The sequence below is a fragment of the Thalassospira lucentensis genome, assembly GCF_001613805.1.
Classification (GTDB): Bacteria; Pseudomonadota; Alphaproteobacteria; order Rhodospirillales; family Thalassospiraceae; genus Thalassospira; species Thalassospira lucentensis_A.
The window spans coordinates 23575-39474 of record NZ_LPVY01000007.1; the positions used below are offsets into that span (position 1 = coordinate 23575).

The 15900-nt window shown below is 54.8% G+C and carries 15 protein-coding genes; 10 read left to right on the forward strand and 5 right to left on the reverse strand.

All coding sequences use genetic code 11. The annotated features are described in order from the left end of the window. Positions 1 to 32 precede the first annotated feature (32 nt). Together AUP42_RS08240 and AUP42_RS08245 are read left to right on the forward strand one after the other, a co-directional pair. Positions 33 to 749 carry a FadR/GntR family transcriptional regulator gene (locus AUP42_RS08240; protein ID WP_082824712.1) on the forward strand — a complete coding sequence of 239 codons (717 nt, stop codon included), beginning with the start codon at positions 33 to 35 and terminating at the stop codon, positions 747 to 749. Positions 750 to 873: 124 nt separating this feature from the next. Continuing rightward, a complete protein-coding gene (locus tag AUP42_RS08245) occupies positions 874 to 1776 on the forward strand; it encodes an SMP-30/gluconolactonase/LRE family protein (RefSeq protein WP_062950781.1) in 903 nt (300 codons plus the stop codon). 74 nt (positions 1777 to 1850) lie between these two features. Here AUP42_RS08245 and AUP42_RS08250 read toward each other — a convergent pair whose 3' ends face one another. Continuing rightward, on the reverse strand, positions 1851 to 2615 hold the full coding sequence (locus AUP42_RS08250; protein ID WP_062950784.1) for a 2-keto-4-pentenoate hydratase: 765 nt from the start codon (positions 2613 to 2615) through the stop codon (positions 1851 to 1853). A gap of 277 nt (positions 2616 to 2892) precedes the next feature. Between AUP42_RS08250 and kdgD the strand changes: the two genes are divergently transcribed. The 6 genes from kdgD to AUP42_RS08280 all read left to right on the forward strand — a co-directional run bounded on the left by kdgD (position 2893) and on the right by AUP42_RS08280 (position 8279). Beyond that, positions 2893 to 3819: a 5-dehydro-4-deoxyglucarate dehydratase gene (gene kdgD / locus AUP42_RS08255; protein ID WP_062950786.1), complete on the forward strand. Its 927-nt coding sequence runs from the start codon at positions 2893 to 2895 to the stop codon at positions 3817 to 3819. Between the two features lie 203 nt (positions 3820 to 4022). Beyond that, positions 4023 to 5015 carry a TRAP transporter substrate-binding protein gene (locus tag AUP42_RS08260; RefSeq protein WP_062950788.1) on the forward strand — a complete coding sequence of 331 codons (993 nt, stop codon included), beginning with the start codon at positions 4023 to 4025 and terminating at the stop codon, positions 5013 to 5015. Positions 5016 to 5108: 93 nt separating this feature from the next. Next, on the forward strand, positions 5109 to 5654 hold the full coding sequence (locus tag AUP42_RS08265; RefSeq protein WP_062950793.1) for a TRAP transporter small permease: 546 nt from the start codon (positions 5109 to 5111) through the stop codon (positions 5652 to 5654). Continuing rightward, the gene (locus tag AUP42_RS08270; protein ID WP_062950795.1) at positions 5655 to 6944 is read left to right on the forward strand and encodes a TRAP transporter large permease; all 1290 of its coding nucleotides are present in this window, start codon (positions 5655 to 5657) and stop codon (positions 6942 to 6944) included. Positions 6945 to 6977: 33 nt separating this feature from the next. Beyond that, entirely contained in the window at positions 6978 to 7772 is a 795-nt protein-coding gene (locus AUP42_RS08275) for an NAD-dependent epimerase/dehydratase family protein (RefSeq protein ID WP_062950797.1), read from the forward strand. Positions 7773 to 7913: 141 nt separating this feature from the next. Then, the gene (locus tag AUP42_RS08280) at positions 7914 to 8279 is read left to right on the forward strand and encodes a hypothetical protein (protein WP_231858202.1); all 366 of its coding nucleotides are present in this window, start codon (positions 7914 to 7916) and stop codon (positions 8277 to 8279) included. On the opposite strand, the gene fhuB is transcribed toward AUP42_RS08280, so the two are convergent. The 4 genes from fhuB to AUP42_RS08300 are packed head-to-tail and all read right to left on the reverse strand — an operon-like array spanning position 8276 to position 12949. Continuing rightward, on the reverse strand, positions 8276 to 10285 hold the full coding sequence (gene fhuB, locus AUP42_RS08285) for a Fe(3+)-hydroxamate ABC transporter permease FhuB (protein WP_062950801.1): 2010 nt from the start codon (positions 10283 to 10285) through the stop codon (positions 8276 to 8278). The genes AUP42_RS08280 and fhuB overlap by 4 nt on opposite strands. After that, the gene (locus AUP42_RS08290; RefSeq protein WP_062950803.1) at positions 10282 to 11214 is read right to left on the reverse strand and encodes an ABC transporter substrate-binding protein; all 933 of its coding nucleotides are present in this window, start codon (positions 11212 to 11214) and stop codon (positions 10282 to 10284) included. Before AUP42_RS08290 ends, fhuB begins: the two co-directional genes overlap by 4 nt. Positions 11215 to 11220: 6 nt before the next feature. Next, positions 11221 to 12162: an iron-siderophore ABC transporter substrate-binding protein gene (locus AUP42_RS08295; RefSeq protein ID WP_062950901.1), complete on the reverse strand. Its 942-nt coding sequence runs from the start codon at positions 12160 to 12162 to the stop codon at positions 11221 to 11223. Positions 12163 to 12172: 10 nt separating this feature from the next. After that, on the reverse strand, positions 12173 to 12949 hold the full coding sequence (locus tag AUP42_RS08300) for an ABC transporter ATP-binding protein (protein WP_062950804.1): 777 nt from the start codon (positions 12947 to 12949) through the stop codon (positions 12173 to 12175). Between the two features lie 298 nt (positions 12950 to 13247). On the opposite strand from AUP42_RS08300, the gene AUP42_RS08305 reads away from it, so the two are divergent. Both AUP42_RS08305 and AUP42_RS08310 read left to right on the forward strand, forming a co-directional pair. Continuing rightward, on the forward strand, positions 13248 to 14138 hold the full coding sequence (locus AUP42_RS08305; RefSeq protein WP_062950806.1) for an SMP-30/gluconolactonase/LRE family protein: 891 nt from the start codon (positions 13248 to 13250) through the stop codon (positions 14136 to 14138). Between the two features lie 177 nt (positions 14139 to 14315). Further along, the gene (locus AUP42_RS08310; RefSeq protein WP_062950808.1) at positions 14316 to 15881 is read left to right on the forward strand and encodes a YbaY family lipoprotein; all 1566 of its coding nucleotides are present in this window, start codon (positions 14316 to 14318) and stop codon (positions 15879 to 15881) included. The last annotated feature ends 19 nt before the right edge of the window (positions 15882 to 15900 follow it).

Sequence of the window (15900 nt, forward strand, 5' to 3'; positions counted from 1 at the left end):
GACAAGATGACAAGTTGATGGGGATTGGGGAAATGACCGGTTTGCAGCTTAAAATACAGAAGCGTGAAAAGCTTGCGGATCAGCTTTATGGGCAAATTCTGGAACAGATTGTATCTGGCAATCTGTCTGAAGGGGCAAAGCTGCCCTCTGAAAATGAAATATGTGCGTCTTTTGGTGTGTCACGGCCCGTGGTACGTGAAGCGCTGCGCAAATTGCAGTCTGACGGGTTGGTTTATGCCCGACAGGGGGTTGGGTCTTTTGTCAAGAAACGTCCGCCACAAGGGTTGATCGAGTTTGGCGGCATCAATGATGTGGCGGGGTTGCTGCGCTGTTTTGAGGCCCGTATCGCGATCGAAGCAGCAACCGCACGCATGGCGGCGGAACGTGCCACGCTGCGCCATCATCGCGATATCGAACGGGCGCTTAAAATGCTTGAACAAGGCATTGCAGCCGGTGACATAGCTGATCAGGCAGATTTTGAATTTCATATGTCAATCGCGCGCGCCAGCGGAAATGATATTTTTGTCACCATGCTGACGTCGCTGCATGGCGTGATTGCCAAAACCATGAATGTCGCGCTTAACATCACCCGTACCGGATCAGCTGACCGGGTGAAAAAGGTTCTTTTGGAACATCGCCAGATTTATGATGCGATCCGCGGGCAGGACGGCGAGAGCGCGGAATTGCTGATGCGCTATCATTTGCATCAGGCCCGTCAGCGGGTAACCGACCATGCGCGTGATATGTAAAGTCGCGGCTATCACGCATAGAACATCCTGTAAAGTTTCCTCGCAAATTTGTTGACAAGTGCCCCCGTGCACCTGCACACAAGTCATATGACGAATTGCGTCGGAAAGAATACAGGAACGGATCATGTCAGGTGATATTTCAGCCGTACAGCAGCCCCGCATTCTGCTGGAAGAACGGTTTGAACTGGGCGAATGCCCGAACTGGGACAGAGACAACAGCCGCCTTTACTGGGCCGATATCATCGGCCAGAAAATCCATGCACTTGATATCGTAACCGGGCAGCGCCACAGTTGGTCATTCGAGAGCGAAGTCGGCTGTTTCGGTCTGACCGATCGGGGGCGTCTGGTTGTGGCGCTGAAAAGTGACATTGTCCTGTTTGATCCGAAAACCGGTGAGCGCGAAAAACTGGCGGCTGTCGACAGCGACAATGACATGAGTCGCACCAATGACGGCAAGATCGGCCCGGACGGGGCGTTCTGGGTCGGTACCATGGATCAGAACATCGACAAGCAACCGGTAGCATCGCTTTATCGTGTGACCGGTAAAGGGCAGGTCGAACACAAGGCTGGCGGGATCAAGATTTCCAACGGTCTGGCTTGGTCGCCCGATGGACGGATCATGTATCACTCGGATTCTCGCGGGCCGTGGGTCAATCGCTGGAACTTTGATGCCAAAACCGGCGCGATTGGCAATTGCCAGCGTTTCCTTGATCTTGATGACACGGTCGGGCGTCCGGATGGTGCGGCGGTTGACATGGAAGGCTGCTATTGGAGTGCGGGTGTTTCGGCGGGCAAGCTGAACCGTTTTGCTCCTGATGGCACATTGTTGCTATCTATTGATATGCCGATGCCAAATCCCACCATGCCGTGCTTTGGCGGGGCGGATATGAAAACGCTTTATGTCACCAGCCATATGGAAAACTACCCGGCGGAAAAGCGTGACGAATTCCCAGATGCGGGCAAACTTGTCATGCTGCGTGTCGATGTCGCGGGGGTGCCGGTCAACCGGTTCCGCGAAGGCGGATAAGATATAAGACCTGAATCAAAAGGGCCGTGCAGTTTGTTCTGCACGGCCCTTTTTCTTTTGGTTTTCCGGATGCCTTATCCGGTTTTGATGGTTGCGTGTGCTGTGCCGATGCCATCAAAGATTGCCTCGATCCGCCCATGGCTGGTCAGGGTCGGTACCGCACAGGCCCCGGTGGTGATGACGTCACCCGCCTTTAAATGTGTGCCGCGTTTGGCAAGGAAACCGGCGAGATAAGCCAATCCGCCAAACGGATCAGGCCATGCGGCGGGATCGCTGTTCTGGGCGAGGATTTTGTCATCCGATCTTGTTTCGACCGGGACATTCAGAAACGCCATGTCTCGCCAGTTGGTGATTTCCGGGCCTAGCACCAGATAGCCTGTCGAGTTCAGATCGGCCAGTGTTGCAACCGGTCCCTGTCTTTCACGATATCTGCGGTCCGCGATTTCGATTGCCAGATGCACGCTTTTGATGTGGTCCAGTACCTTATCAATGGTGGCGTTGCCATCGGGCGTGCTGGCCATGACCACGGCAATCTCGGCCTCGATATTTGGGAAATGAACATCATTTGTGGTGATGGTCGCCCCGTTTTCGATGATCCGGCCATCCAGCAACGGCCCGACCAGCGGCCCTTCAATCCCAAGCCCTGCCTGTGCAGCGCGTGTCGCGACCGAAAGCTTCCATCCGGTTTGCTTCGCGCCAGTCAGGGCAAGAGTGGCTTGCTGTATCTCGTAGGCAGTATCGAAGTCGACCGGACTCGCGTCTGCGGGCAGGGGATCTATCAGAATGTTTTGCTTAAACGCATCGGCCAGAATCCGGCTTGCCTTGGTGATGTCGGTCATTTTCCGCGCGCATCCTTCTGTTTTTGCGATGTTTTCAGCAGCGTAGCGGCATGAAAATATAAAGTCATCATATCAATTGTCGAGAGTCGTGGATTTGCAGTGTCAAACCCGTTGATATGATGATTTGGTTGAAGGGGCGGTATGGGTCAAATTCTCGGTAAATCGCTGTTTTCTCGCTAGACTAAAGTTTGTGAGTAATATGATTGACACAATGATATGATGAATTTATAGAATCATCATAGGTTATGTCGCCGATTTATGAATTGAAGGACGATTTATGCATTATCAGGATCTAAAAACGGCAATTGGTGCCGGGCTTCTTTCTTTCCCGGTTACGCCGTTCAAGGCGGATGGTTCGCTGGATATGGATACCTACCGTACACATGTTGGCTGGCTGGCCCAGTATCCGGCAGCAGCGCTGTTTGCGGCCGGTGGCACAGGCGAATTTTTCTCGCTGACCCCGGCGGAAGTCATTCAGACCGTCCGCGTTGCCAAGGAAGTTGCCGGTGATACCCCGATCATTGCCGGTTGCGGTTATGGTACGGCAATGGCCGTCGAACTGGCGCGCGAATGTGAAAAGGCCGGTGCGGATGGTCTGCTTCTGCTGCCGCAGTATCTGGTTGGTGCCAAGCAGGAAGGCCTGTATGAGCGCGTCAAGGCGGTTTGTAATGCGGTGAGTATCGGTGTGATTGTTTACAACCGCGACAACTCGATCCTGTCTTCCGAAACGCTTTCGAAATTGTGTGACGAGTGTCCCAACCTGGTCGGCTTCAAGGATGGGCACGGCGATATCGAACTGGTAACGCGCGTTTGTGTCACGATGGGGGATCGTCTTTCTTATATCGGTGGGATGCCGACAGCCGAAGTTTTTGCCAAGGCATACAAGGCGGCGGGTGTGACCACCTATTCGTCGGCTATCTTCAACTTCCTGCCCAAGCAAGCATTGGAATTCTATGACGCGCTGACAACTGACGACGATGCGACGATGAATCGCATCCTGACCGATTTCTTCTATCCGTATCTTGCGGTGCGTGATCGCGGCACGGGTTATGCCGTGTCGATCGTCAAGGCAGGGATGCGCGTTATTGGCCGTGATACCGGCCCGGTTCGCAGCCCCCTTACCGATCTGAGCGGTGAAGAACATGACATGCTGGCTGACGTTATCCGTAAGGCGTTCGGCGAGGACGCACTTAAGGCTGCCTAAGCTTGACGACCCCGGCAGGTGGCATCTGCCGGGATTACCTCTGTGACGCCGCAAAAGTAAATGGCGCGCAAAATTCGGCTGTCAGAAAAACCATTACTTGTTGTTACAAGTTACAAGATGTAAGCTTTTCTGACAACAACTGGTCCCATCAGGGAAAACAAGACTTTAACGTTGAATGACATAAAGTCACGGGAGGAATATCAATGAACAAGTTTATGAAGACCACCACACTGACACTTGCCGCAGCGGCAATGTCGGTCGCCTTTGTCGCCGGTGCGCAAGCACGCGAATGGCGCGGCTGGAACATCCATCCGGCAGACTATCCGGTTTCGACCGGGATGGAAGAATTTGCCCGTCTGATCAATGAAAAATCCGGTGGCGACCTTGAAGCCAAGGTTTATCACGGCGGCGTTCTGGGCGATCAGCCCGATGCCATTCAACAGGTTCGCCTTGGTGGTCTGGACTGGGCTGTTTTCAACCTCGGCCCGCTCGGTGAAGTTGCGCCTGAAGCAAACGTTGTTTCGCTGCCTTTCATCTTCAAAAACGTCGATGCCATGCATGAAGTCATGGACGGTCCGGCAGGTCAGCAGATTGCAGACGGCCTTGCCGAAGCAGGTCTTCAGGCTCTTGGCTGGTATGATTCCGGTGCACGATCCTTCTATAACACCAAGCATCCGATCAACACGCCCGAAGATCTCAAAGGTCTTAAATTCCGCGTGATGAGCAACGATTTGTATGTGCAGATGGTTGCAGCCCTTGGCGGCAACGCAACCCCGATGCCGTATGGCGAAGTTTATCAGTCGTTGAAAACCGGTGTTATTGATGGCGCGGAAAACAACTATCCGTCCTATGACAGCTCCGGCCATTTTGAAGCTGCCAAATACTATTCGGTGACCCAGCATCTGATCCTTCCGGAATGCCTGTGCGTCAACAAGGCGCTTTATGATGGCCTGTCAGATGACGAGAAAAAAATCCTTCAGGAAGCTGCGGATGAGTCGGTGAAGGTTCAGCGCGCTGCCTGGGCAGAACGTGCAGAAAAGTCCAAAGAGAAAGTTGTTGCAGCCGGTATCGAAGTGAACGAAGTCGCCGACAAGGCAGCGTTCCAGGATGCGATGCAGCCTGTATATGACAACTTCATCAAAGCCAATCCGGATCTGGCCGATCTGGTCAAGGCAATTCAGGACGCCCAGAAATAATTGATCAAGCCATAGAAGGGCGGCGACATTTTCGCCGCCCTTCTTTACGCTTGTATCCGGTCTTTTTGTTAATCCATTTCTGGCGGCGTGCGAATGCTTTCACAACTCACCGGGATGCTTGACCGTTTGGGTGGCGGACTAGCCAAAATCCTTAATCTGATCGGCGGAATTGCGCTGGTAGCGTTGATCCCCAGTTTTGCCTGGCTGGTTTTCGGGCGTTATGTCCTTAACGAAACCCCGACCTGGGTCGAACAGATTTCCCTGATCCTGATTGTTCTGATTACTTTTCCGGTTGCTGCGGCCTGTATCCGAGACAACAGCCATCTTTCGGTATCGTTTTTCCGCGATGCATTACCGCCCAAGGCCGCGGCTGTTTTGGCGTTGATCAGTTATGCGGCCATGGTGGTATTCGGTTTTTACATGTTGGTCGGCGCCTACGATCTGGTTGTTTTCAACTGGGCCAAAAGCATGCCGATCATCCACGTTCCCGACGGATTGCGATCCATTCCGATGCTGGTCTGTGGCGGGGGCATCGTATTTTACAGCCTCGTGCATATCCTTAAAATCATCACGGGCTGGAAAACCATCGCGCATAGCCGGTTTTACAGCGACGAATTGCTTGATAAGGACACTGAATAAATGGGCATGACCATTCTTTTGGGCCTGTTTGCCGTTGGTATTGTCATTGGCATGCCCGTTGCCCTTGCACTTGGTATTGCGGCCCTTGCGACCTTTTTCTTCGAGGGTCTGCCAACCCTGATCGCGTTTCAGCGTATCGGTTCGGGCATCAGTGCCTTTTCGCTTCTGGCCATTCCGTTCTTTATCTTTGCCGGCGAACTGATGCTTCATGGCGGGATTGCCAACCGGCTGGTGCAGTTTGCAACCGCATTGGTCGGCAGCCGCCGCGGCGGACTTGGCATTGTGAACGTGTTTTCATCGATGCTGTTTGGTGGCATTTCCGGATCGGCCGTAGCCGATACATCGGCACTCGGCTCGATCCTGATCCCGGTGATGAAAAAGGAAGGCTACCGTGCCGATTATGCGGTCAACGTTACGGTGACCTCGTCGATCGCGGGTATCATGATCCCGCCAAGCCATAACATGATCCTGTATGCGGTTGCGGCCGGTGGCGGGATTTCAATTTCCAAACTGTTCATGGCTGGACTGGTGCCGGGCATCATCATGTGTCTGCTGCTTGGCCTTGCGACATGGCTTGTGGCGATAAAGCATGGCTATCCGGCTGTACCGTTTCCGGGATGGCGGGTTGTCGGGGTTACGGCCATTCGAGCCATTCCGGGCTTTTTCACGGCCGTGATTATCGTCGGCGGTGTGTTGAGCGGTGTGTTCACAGTGACTGAATCCGGTGCCATCGGTGTGGCCTATGCGTTGATCATTACCGGGCTTGTCTATCGCGAACTGAACTGGGTCGGATTTGTTGCGGCGGTCAAACAATCGGCGAAGACTACGGCCCTTGTCATGCTGCTGGTCGGATGTGCATCGGCCTATGGTTACATGCTGGCGTTTTATCAGGTACCCGATGCATTGGCGCATGCGATTACATCCGTCACCGATAACCCGATCATGGTTCTGTTGCTGATCAATGTCATGCTGCTGATTGCCGGCATGATCATGGATATGGCCGCATTGATCCTGATCTGTACGCCGATCTTCCTGCCGCTGGCGACCCAATTCGGTATGGACCCGATCCAGTTCGGTATGGTGCTGATGATGAATTTGGGGCTTGGCCTTTGTACGCCACCGGTCGGCTCCTGCCTGTTTGTCGGTTGCGCGATTGGCGGGGTGAAGATCGAGAAGGCCGTCATGACGATCTGGCCGTTCTATCTGGCGATCCTGACGGCGCTTATGCTGACAACCTATGTACCGGCGATTTCCCTGACTCTGCCTAACCTTGTGTTTGGCGGGGGCTGATTGCGGACCAAGATGACTTCAAAGAGGAAGACGATGAAACGTTTGCTGATTACCGGTGCTGCCGGCAACCTTGGAAAAATCCTGCGCGAGGGGCTTAAAGGCTATGCCGATGTCCTGCGCCTTTCGGATATCGCACCGATGGACCCGGCCGGTCCGGGCGAGGAAGTCGTGCCGTGCGATCTTTCGGATCGGGCGGCTGTGCATGAACTGACCAAGGATTGCGACGGGATCATTCATCTGGGCGGAATTTCGATTGAGGCCGCATTTGATGACCTGCTGCAGGCCAATTTCCTTGGCACCTATAACCTTTATGAAGGTGCACGCAAAAATGGCAAGCCGCGCATCCTGTTTGCCAGCTCGAACCACGCCATCGGGTTCCACAAGCGCACGACCAAGCTTGATGACAAATCCGAACTGCGCCCCGACAGCCTTTATGGTGTCACCAAATGCTATGGCGAGGCATTGGCAAGCTATTACTACGACAAGTTCGATGTCGAAACCGTCTCGCTTCGCATCGGGTCGTGCTTTGAAAAGCCGCGAGATCGCCGGATGTTGTCGACATGGATGAGCCCGCGCGATTTTATTTCCCTGATGAAGGCGGTATTTGATGCGCCGATGACTGGCCATCTAGTGATGTATGGTGTGTCGAACAACCGCACGAAATGGTGGAGCAACGACCACGCCGACCTGATCGGCTGGCAGCCGCAGGACAGTTCCGATATCTTCCGCGAAGAAATCGAGGCAGCCTTCCCGGCTGAGGATCGCCATGATCCGGCTGTGATCTATCAGGGCGGTGGTTTTGCCGCCAAGGGTCACTTCGAAGACTGATCCTTGATTTTTGTTACGCATATAAAGGGCCGCATAAGCGGCCCTTTGTTGTTTTTGGTGAAAAAACGCTGCTGCATTTCGTCTATGAGATAATGACCAGTTACTTTCGGCATGAGGAAATTGATGTTCAGATCAAGCTCGTTGACGGATGATATTATACTGTTCGAGATGGTTGACGCGCAAAGTTCTGCCGATGGGGAGAGCTATATCAGGGCTCTTTACGCACTATCGGCCCGAACGGAACCGGTGATATTGATCATGCTTTTTACCGGGCATGTCGAGCAGGATCACGAAACCCGCAAACAGGCGGCGCTTTGGTTCAGGCAGAACCGAGACCGGTTGCCGTGCTTCGCCAAGGGACTGATACAGGTGGAGCCGGATCACGAACATGACCATGCCGAAGAGGTCGAGAACAGCAACTTTGCAAGAATGCTGCCCTTTCCCCTTAAACATGCGCATAGCTTTGACGAGGCCTATGCACTGGCGAAGAACTGGCCGAAGACCTAGCGTTTGCGGATTGCCAGAAACAGGAAATACGCCGTTCCGATCAGGGCGGCGATCAGGCCGGTTGGTAATTGCTGGGGATAGAGCATATTTCTGGCCATCCATTCGGCAACCATCATCACATTCGCCCCGATCAGAACTGCGCCCAGCAAATGCCCCCCCGCAAGCCGGTAACCGGCAATCCGTGCGAGATGCGGGGCCATCAGCCCGACGAAGCTGAGTGGTCCGACAAGCAGCGTTGCACTGGCGGCAAGGATGGCGGCAAGCAGCATGATGAAGAACTGGAAACCTGAAATGCCAAGGCCAAGCGAGGTGGCCTGATCATTGCCAAATGACGCCAGCTCAAGCGGGCGGCGCACCGCAATCACCACAACCAGCAAGGCTGCGGTGACCCCCGCGACGATCAGGACTTCGTCCATGCGGGTGAAATAGGTTGTGCCCGCCAGCCACGAAATCAGCATTGATGTTTGCGTGCCACTGCGGGTCAGCGCAATACGAACAATCGCGCCCAAAATGGCAGTTAAGGCCAGGCCGTTTAGCAACAGGTAATGCGGGGCGTGGGTGAATTTCCGGCATAGCAGTAGCAGGACGAACAGCGAAATGATCCCGCCGGCAGCACCAACAAACATCAGTTCGGCACGTTGTCCGAAGCCAAAGAAAACAAGGGCGATGATCATCGCGAGTGCGGTGGCAGAACTGACGCCGGTGATTTCCGGGCTGGCCAATGGGTTGCGCCCGACGCGCTGAATTAACGTGCCTGAAACCGCGAGAGCCGCGCCGCAAATGATTGCGGCAAAGGTCCGTTCGGAACGCTGGAGGACGATGTCATGGAAGCTTTCACCACCAGTCAGAAATACGAAATCATGACCGTTAAACGACACGAACAAGGATAGGCCCAAACCTGTAACCAGCCCTAATACCAGCAGGAGGCTCAGCAGATTTTTCGACACAATGTGCTGATCTGGATGATGGTCCTCGCTTTGTTGGCCGGGCATAATCCGGGCCTTGCGCAGGATCAGTATGATAAATGGCGCGCCGATCAAGGCAGTGGCTGCACCGGTTGGAACGATGTCGCCATCAAGCCCGTTCATCTGCCGGACAATAAAGTCGATACACAATAGTGCAAAGCCGCCGGTCAACAGCGAATAGATCATCAGATCGCGCGAACGTGTCAGACCGGCAATACGCAGGGCGGCAGGGACGGCCAGACCGATAAAACCGATCAACCCGGCAGCCGAAATGACCGATGCGGTAATGAAAACGGCAAAGCCCAGGATCAACAGCCGCAAGATGGTGACGCGAGCACCAAGCGAGCTTGCGGTGTCGTCGCCAAGGGCAAGAAGATCAAGCGGGCGCGAGAGAAGCAGAACAACAGCAACACCGACCAGCAGGCGGGGCAAAACAAACTGCGTTGAGTCCCAGCCGTTTTGCGCGAGGTCACCCGCCCCCCACATGAATACCGATTGCAGATACTGTTCGTTAAACAGCAGAAAAATCTGCGTACCCGATTGCAGCATCAGATTGATGATCATCCCGGCCAGTATCAGCCAAAGCGTCGCATTGGCGCGCCGCGATGCAATCAGGTAAACCGCGCCAAGGGCGATCATGCCACCGGCAAGGGCCGCGGCTTCCTTGAACGGGGCGAGTGCTGCCGGGGCCAGAAGCAGGAAAACCGTCAGGGCAAATTCAACACCTGCACCGACACCAAGGGTCGTCGGAGATGCGAGCGGATTACGTAATACCGTCTGGATCGCTGCCCCGGCGAGGGTCAAACCGGCACCACAGATAAAGGCCATTGTGATCCGGGGCAGGGTGCTGAAATGAAACAGGATCTGATCGAAATCAGTTTCGTCGGGATGAAACAGTACATTCATCCCGGCTCCCTTTTGAAGGAACGGCCAAAGATCATTGATCAGGATTGCAACCGAACAGATTGCAAGTGCAAGGCATAGGAGCGCCGGGCCGCGATAGAAAAACCGGCTCATGTCACGGCTCGTTTCGCCGCTCATTTAACCGGGCCACTTTCCATGCTTTCGGCAAGAAGCCGGGCAAAGCGCAGGGCGGATGGCATGCCGCCATATGCCCAGACGACAGGCAGTTCGTAAACCCGGTCGTTGCGAACGAAATCAAGGATTTTCCACACCGGCGATGCCCAGACCTTTTCGCGGATCACATCGGGTACCGGGTTCAGGTACACCAGCGTATCCTGTGCACGCGGGCCAAGGATTTCGATGCCCCCCTTGGCAAAGCCCCAATTGTTGACCGGCCCCTGATAGGCTAGTGGTAGATCCATTTTTGCCAGTACGGTGCCGGGCAGGGACGATTTGCCATAAAGCCCGATATGGCTTTCGGATACGAACTGGGTGATTGCAAGGGCGCGGCCCGGCGGCATGGCAGCCCGGATGCGAGCACCATATTCGGCGAATTTGTCATCGGCATCGGCAAGCCATGCGGCGGCTTCTGCCTCGCGCCCGGTGGCTTTGGCGAGTGTATCGAAAAGTTTACGGGCTTCGGGCAGGACATCACGGTTGTTGTTATAGATCGACAGAACGATGGTTGGGGCGATGGCATTGAAATTGTCATATGCCATTTCAAGATCCTTGCTGATCACGATCAGGTCGGGCTTGGCATCGCGCAGGGCCTCAATATTGGGGGCCGCGCGCTGGCCGATGTCGGTGAAGTTTTCGGGAAGGTCAGGTTTGGCAACCCAATCGAGATAGTCATCGGGATCGGCAATCGCGACCGGATCAAGCCCAAGAGCAATGACCGTTTCGGTCGTGGCCCAGTTCGTTACCGCAACGCGTTTTGCCGGTGCGTCAAGGGTCAGTGTGCCGTGTTCATGCTCAATCGTGACAGGTTCAGCGGTTGCCATTTTGGGTACAAGAGGTGCGGTCAAACCGGCGATCACGGACAGCCAAAGAAACAGGTATCTGGTCATATCGATTTACGATCCGTGTGCGTCGGTGATGGCGTCGGCAAGCTGTTCGGCAAAACGTACTGCCGACAAAAGCCCACCGAATGTCCAGCTTGTCGGGACTTCATAAACGGTATTTTGCCGGTTGAACGGTAATGCTTTCCAGACCGGGGAGCCAAACAGTTTGGTTTTGACAGCCGCGGGTGTCGGTTCGATATAGGCGAAGTGGGCAGGGCCAAGTTTGGCCAGGTCACCAATTTCGCCGTTGCTGAACCCCCAGCCATTGACCGGGCCGGTCCAGGTATTGGCAAAACCCATCCGCGCCAGCGTCGATCCGAAAAGCGATGTGGTACCGTGAATGCGGAAATGGGCATCGTCGAGGATGCGCACGACCGCGAATTTCGCATCGTCGCCAACCGCCTTGCGGATGTGATCGGCGGCGGTAGCAATACGTTGATTGGCAGATGCGATGATTTCTTCGGCTTTGTCACTGCGCCCGGTCAGTTGGCCGACATTGCGCATCAGGTCTTCGGCCCTGTTGAGAGCAGGCTGGTCGGTGTTATAGATCGAATAGACCATGGTCGGCGCGAAGGCCGAAAGTTTGTCATAGGCCATGGCGACGTCGCTGCTTATCAGGATGACTTCGGGGCGGCTGTCGCGCAGGGCTTCAAAATTCGGGGCCATGCGGGTGCCAAGATCGACAAACTCGGCGGGCAATGCCGGTTCGACCACCCATTCGCGATATCCGTCAGCCTCGGGTATGGCGACCGGGTCAATGCCAAGGGCCAAAACCGTTTCGGTCAGTGACCAGTTCGATACGGCAATCCGGTTCGGTGGGGTCGCAAAATTCACCGTTCCCATTTCGTGGGTATAGGTTTCAGCCAGCGCGATTGACGGGGCGATGGTCGGGGCAAGGATGCCGGTAGCAATCACGCAGGAACAGGCGATTGAAGCGATTAGGCGGTTTCGCATGGTCAGGACCCTAAGCAATGTAGCTGACATAATGAGCGGATTCCGGCAGGCGGATCACCCCGATTTCGGTTTGGAAAATATCGCGAAGCGTATCGGCCTGCATGAAATCGCTCGCTGTTCCCTGCCAGCAGGTGCGACCGCCACGAAGGGCGAGGATATGATCAGCAAAGCGCCCCACCATGTCGATATCATGCAGAACCGCAATCACGGTCAGACCGATTTCTGATTTAAGATTGGCGACAAGTTGCAAGATGTCGCGTTGATGTCCGACATCAAGGGCAGATGTCGGTTCATCAAGCAGCAGAACCGGTGCATCCTGGGCAAGCAGCATGGCAAGCCAGACGCGTTGGCGTTCCCCGCCCGAAAGGCTTGCGACAAAGCGGTCGGCAAAATCGGTAACGTGGGTCATTTCCATGGCGCGTTCGATTTTTTCGTGATCGTCCGACCGATAGCGGCCAAAGGCCCCGCGCCAAGGGTAGCGGCCAAAGGAGACCAGTTCGCGCACGCTGAGATGGGCAGGCACAATCGGGCTTTGCGGCAGATAGGCGACCTTGCGGGCGAAATCACGCGTGCTGTGCGTATCAAGGATTTGTGTATCAAGTGTGATCTGGCCGGATGCAGGTTTGTTTTTCCGCGCCAGCAATTTCAAAAGCGTGCTTTTACCCGATCCGTTATGTCCAACAATCGCGCTGAATTCGCCGGTCGGGAAGGACACCGAAATATCGCCCAGCAGCGTTTTCGGGTTCTTGCCTTCGCTTTGGAAGGAGACATTTTTCAGATCGAACATTGGGCGGAAACTCGCAAGAATTCGGTGCCGTTGCAAAATCGCGGATCGCATCCGGCAAAGCAGGCTGCATGAATATGAAAATGCCTATCAATAACCTGATAAAAATGCAACCGAGTTGCGATTGCATTTTGTGGCAAAAGTAAATCATCATACAAAATGACTTTTCAGATTTGGCCTTTCGCGATAGCAATAGACATAATGGTTTCCCTGCACCGGATCGCGGTCGAACGGTCGTCCGGTCTGCATTAAAGGGAAGGGTCAAAACGGGGGAAACCCGCCAAAATATCAGGGAGATATCATGTCCAAAGTCAAAACGGTCCTACCGAATTTGCGCTGTACGCTGGGCGAGGGACCGCATTGGGATGCCGGGGATGGCGTTCTTTACTGGGTGGATATTGTTGATAAAACCGCATTCGCATTGCGCCCGCGTGATGGCGGTTCGCGAAGCTGGACGTTTGATCAGCCGGTATCGGCAATTGTGCCGCGCACAGGCGGCGGACTTTTGGTGGCACTGGCCGACGGGTTGGCATTTCTGGATGCCGAAAGCGGGCAGACGACGCCGTTTGTTGCCCCAGATGCAGATCACCCCGGCAATCGGTCGAACGAGGCGCGTGTCGATCCGGCAGGACGATTCTGGCACGGGACCATGCAAAACAATATCGGTCCGAATGGCGAAGACTTGCCGGTGACGGTATCGACAGGAACGTTGAACCGTGTCGCACCGGACGGCGACATCAAACGCTTTGTTGCCGATATCGGGATTTCGAACACGTTGCTGTGGTCTTCTGATGGCGCAAAGATGTTCTTTGGCGATACGATCAGGAACACGCTGGATGTTTATGATTACGACATGGCAACCGGCACGCCGTCCAACCCCAAGCCGTTCTTTGGCCCGCATGAGCGGGGCAACATGGACGGATCGGCGATGGATGAGGATGGCTATATCTGGAATGCGCGCTGGGGCGGCAGTTGCCTGATCCGGTTTGCGCCTGATGGCTCGGTCGATCGTATCGTCGAACTTCCGGTGACGCAGCCGACGAGTTGTGTGTTTGGCGGGCCGGACCTTAAAACACTTTATATCACGTCGGCATCCGTCGGGCTTGCCGGTAATGGTAACGAGCTTGAAGGCGCGTTGCTGTCGATTGAAACCGATGTGGCGGGGCAGGGCTGTACCCGGTTCGCCGGTTAGGCGGGTATCGAGTTGAGGGGCTGCAGGCCGTTTTGCAGCCTGCCGTTGCCTTGATGAAATAACATAACTTTAATCAGTAATTTTGCCGATTTTTGGCCTTGGTTTTCTTGTTGTTTGCGGTCACGATTGCGAACGGGGGACTACACCCAATAATAACTTGAGCAAACTGAGGCCAGAATGAAACTCTCTTCATGGATTTGGGGAAGGTTGCAGTCGGTATTGATGATCGGGCTTCTGGTCCTGGTCACGGGCTGTGCCGGACTGCAATCCAATCAGGACCGGGTAACCGGCACCGTCGTTTTCCGCGAAAGAATTGCCCTGGCACCAAACAGTGCAAATCTTGTCGTGCGACTTCTTGACGTATCAAAGGCTGATGCGCCTTCGACCGAAATTGCATCCATAACCCATCCGGCGACCAATCCGCCAATGGTGTTTATCCTGCCTTATGACGCCAAACAGATTGATCCACGCCATCGTTACGTGATCGAGGCAAAGATTGTAACCAAGAATGGCGATCTTCTGTTTCGCAATGATCAGGCATATCCCGTGCTGACCAATGATGCGCCCGATGATGTCGAAGTGATGGTCAAACGCGCAGGGCCGGGATCAGCCGCCGCCGCGCGCAATGGCGGCAGTTCGGATGTTGAACGCGATGTTGCCGCGATCGAGGCACGTCTGCCCGATCTGCGGATGATCCCGGGCAGTTATAGTGCCGGGGACAGCAAGGCGACATTCAAGGCCTATGTTACTACCGATGGGCAGCCTGTCTATGTGGAGGAACATCGCGATCTTGGGGATTATGGCAAGTCGGATGTCAAATTCTATTATCGCAATGGCAAACTTCTGCGATTTGTTGAAGATGCCAATCGCACAAATTTTGGCGGAGCAAGTGACGGTGATGCGCTGAACTTTACGCTTAATCTTGATTTTGCCATGGGCCGATTTGCCGGGGGATCGAAAACCGTCAATGGCGTACCTGGCACCCCGGACGAGCACGAAGTCAGCGGGGCGATGGCGCAAAGCAAGGTCGCATTAAGCCGGATCGAGGCCGCCCTTGGTGAAGCTGCAATGGCACCGGTTACCGGGCGCCAGACTTTTGTCTGCGAGGATAAAAGCCGGTTCTATGCCACTTTCGAGGGGCGCAAGGGAGAGGCGGTTATTGAATTTCTTGGCCGTGAGCCGCTTGTCCTGAACATCAAGCGGACCGGTTCCGGGTATGAATATGCCAACGAGATATATTCAATTCGTGGCAAGGGGCAGGAAGCGATCTGGACCGGGCCGAGTGGTTCGACCAAATGTGCGGTTTCTGCCGAAATTACCGGGCTTGCACTTGCCCCCGGCGATTTCCCGGTCGTCGATATCACGGAGCTTGAAAAACCGGAAAATCCGGAATGGACTCGCTTCATCAACGAACTGATGCCAGCAATCAATTCCTGCCTTGCGGTATCAAGCGGTGATCTGACGTCGGTTCTGAAAGCCTGGCCGTTGAACCATGGCATGGTCGGCGTTCGCACGATCAACAGCAATGGCGGGCGCTATGACTGCCTTGCGCCGACCGACGGGCTTGGCGAAGTTCATACCGAACTGGTCGAGGCCAACACCAACCGCCTGCCCGGGGAGGGCAATGTACGCTTCACCCCGGCAAGCGGGGCCTATCCCGGTGGGGAATGCTTCAGCCACCAGCGGCTTGAACATAACGGCATCTTTATCGGCTGGCTGTCGCGTAACAACTGCACGAGCTGATGGCCGAAAGTCCCTAACA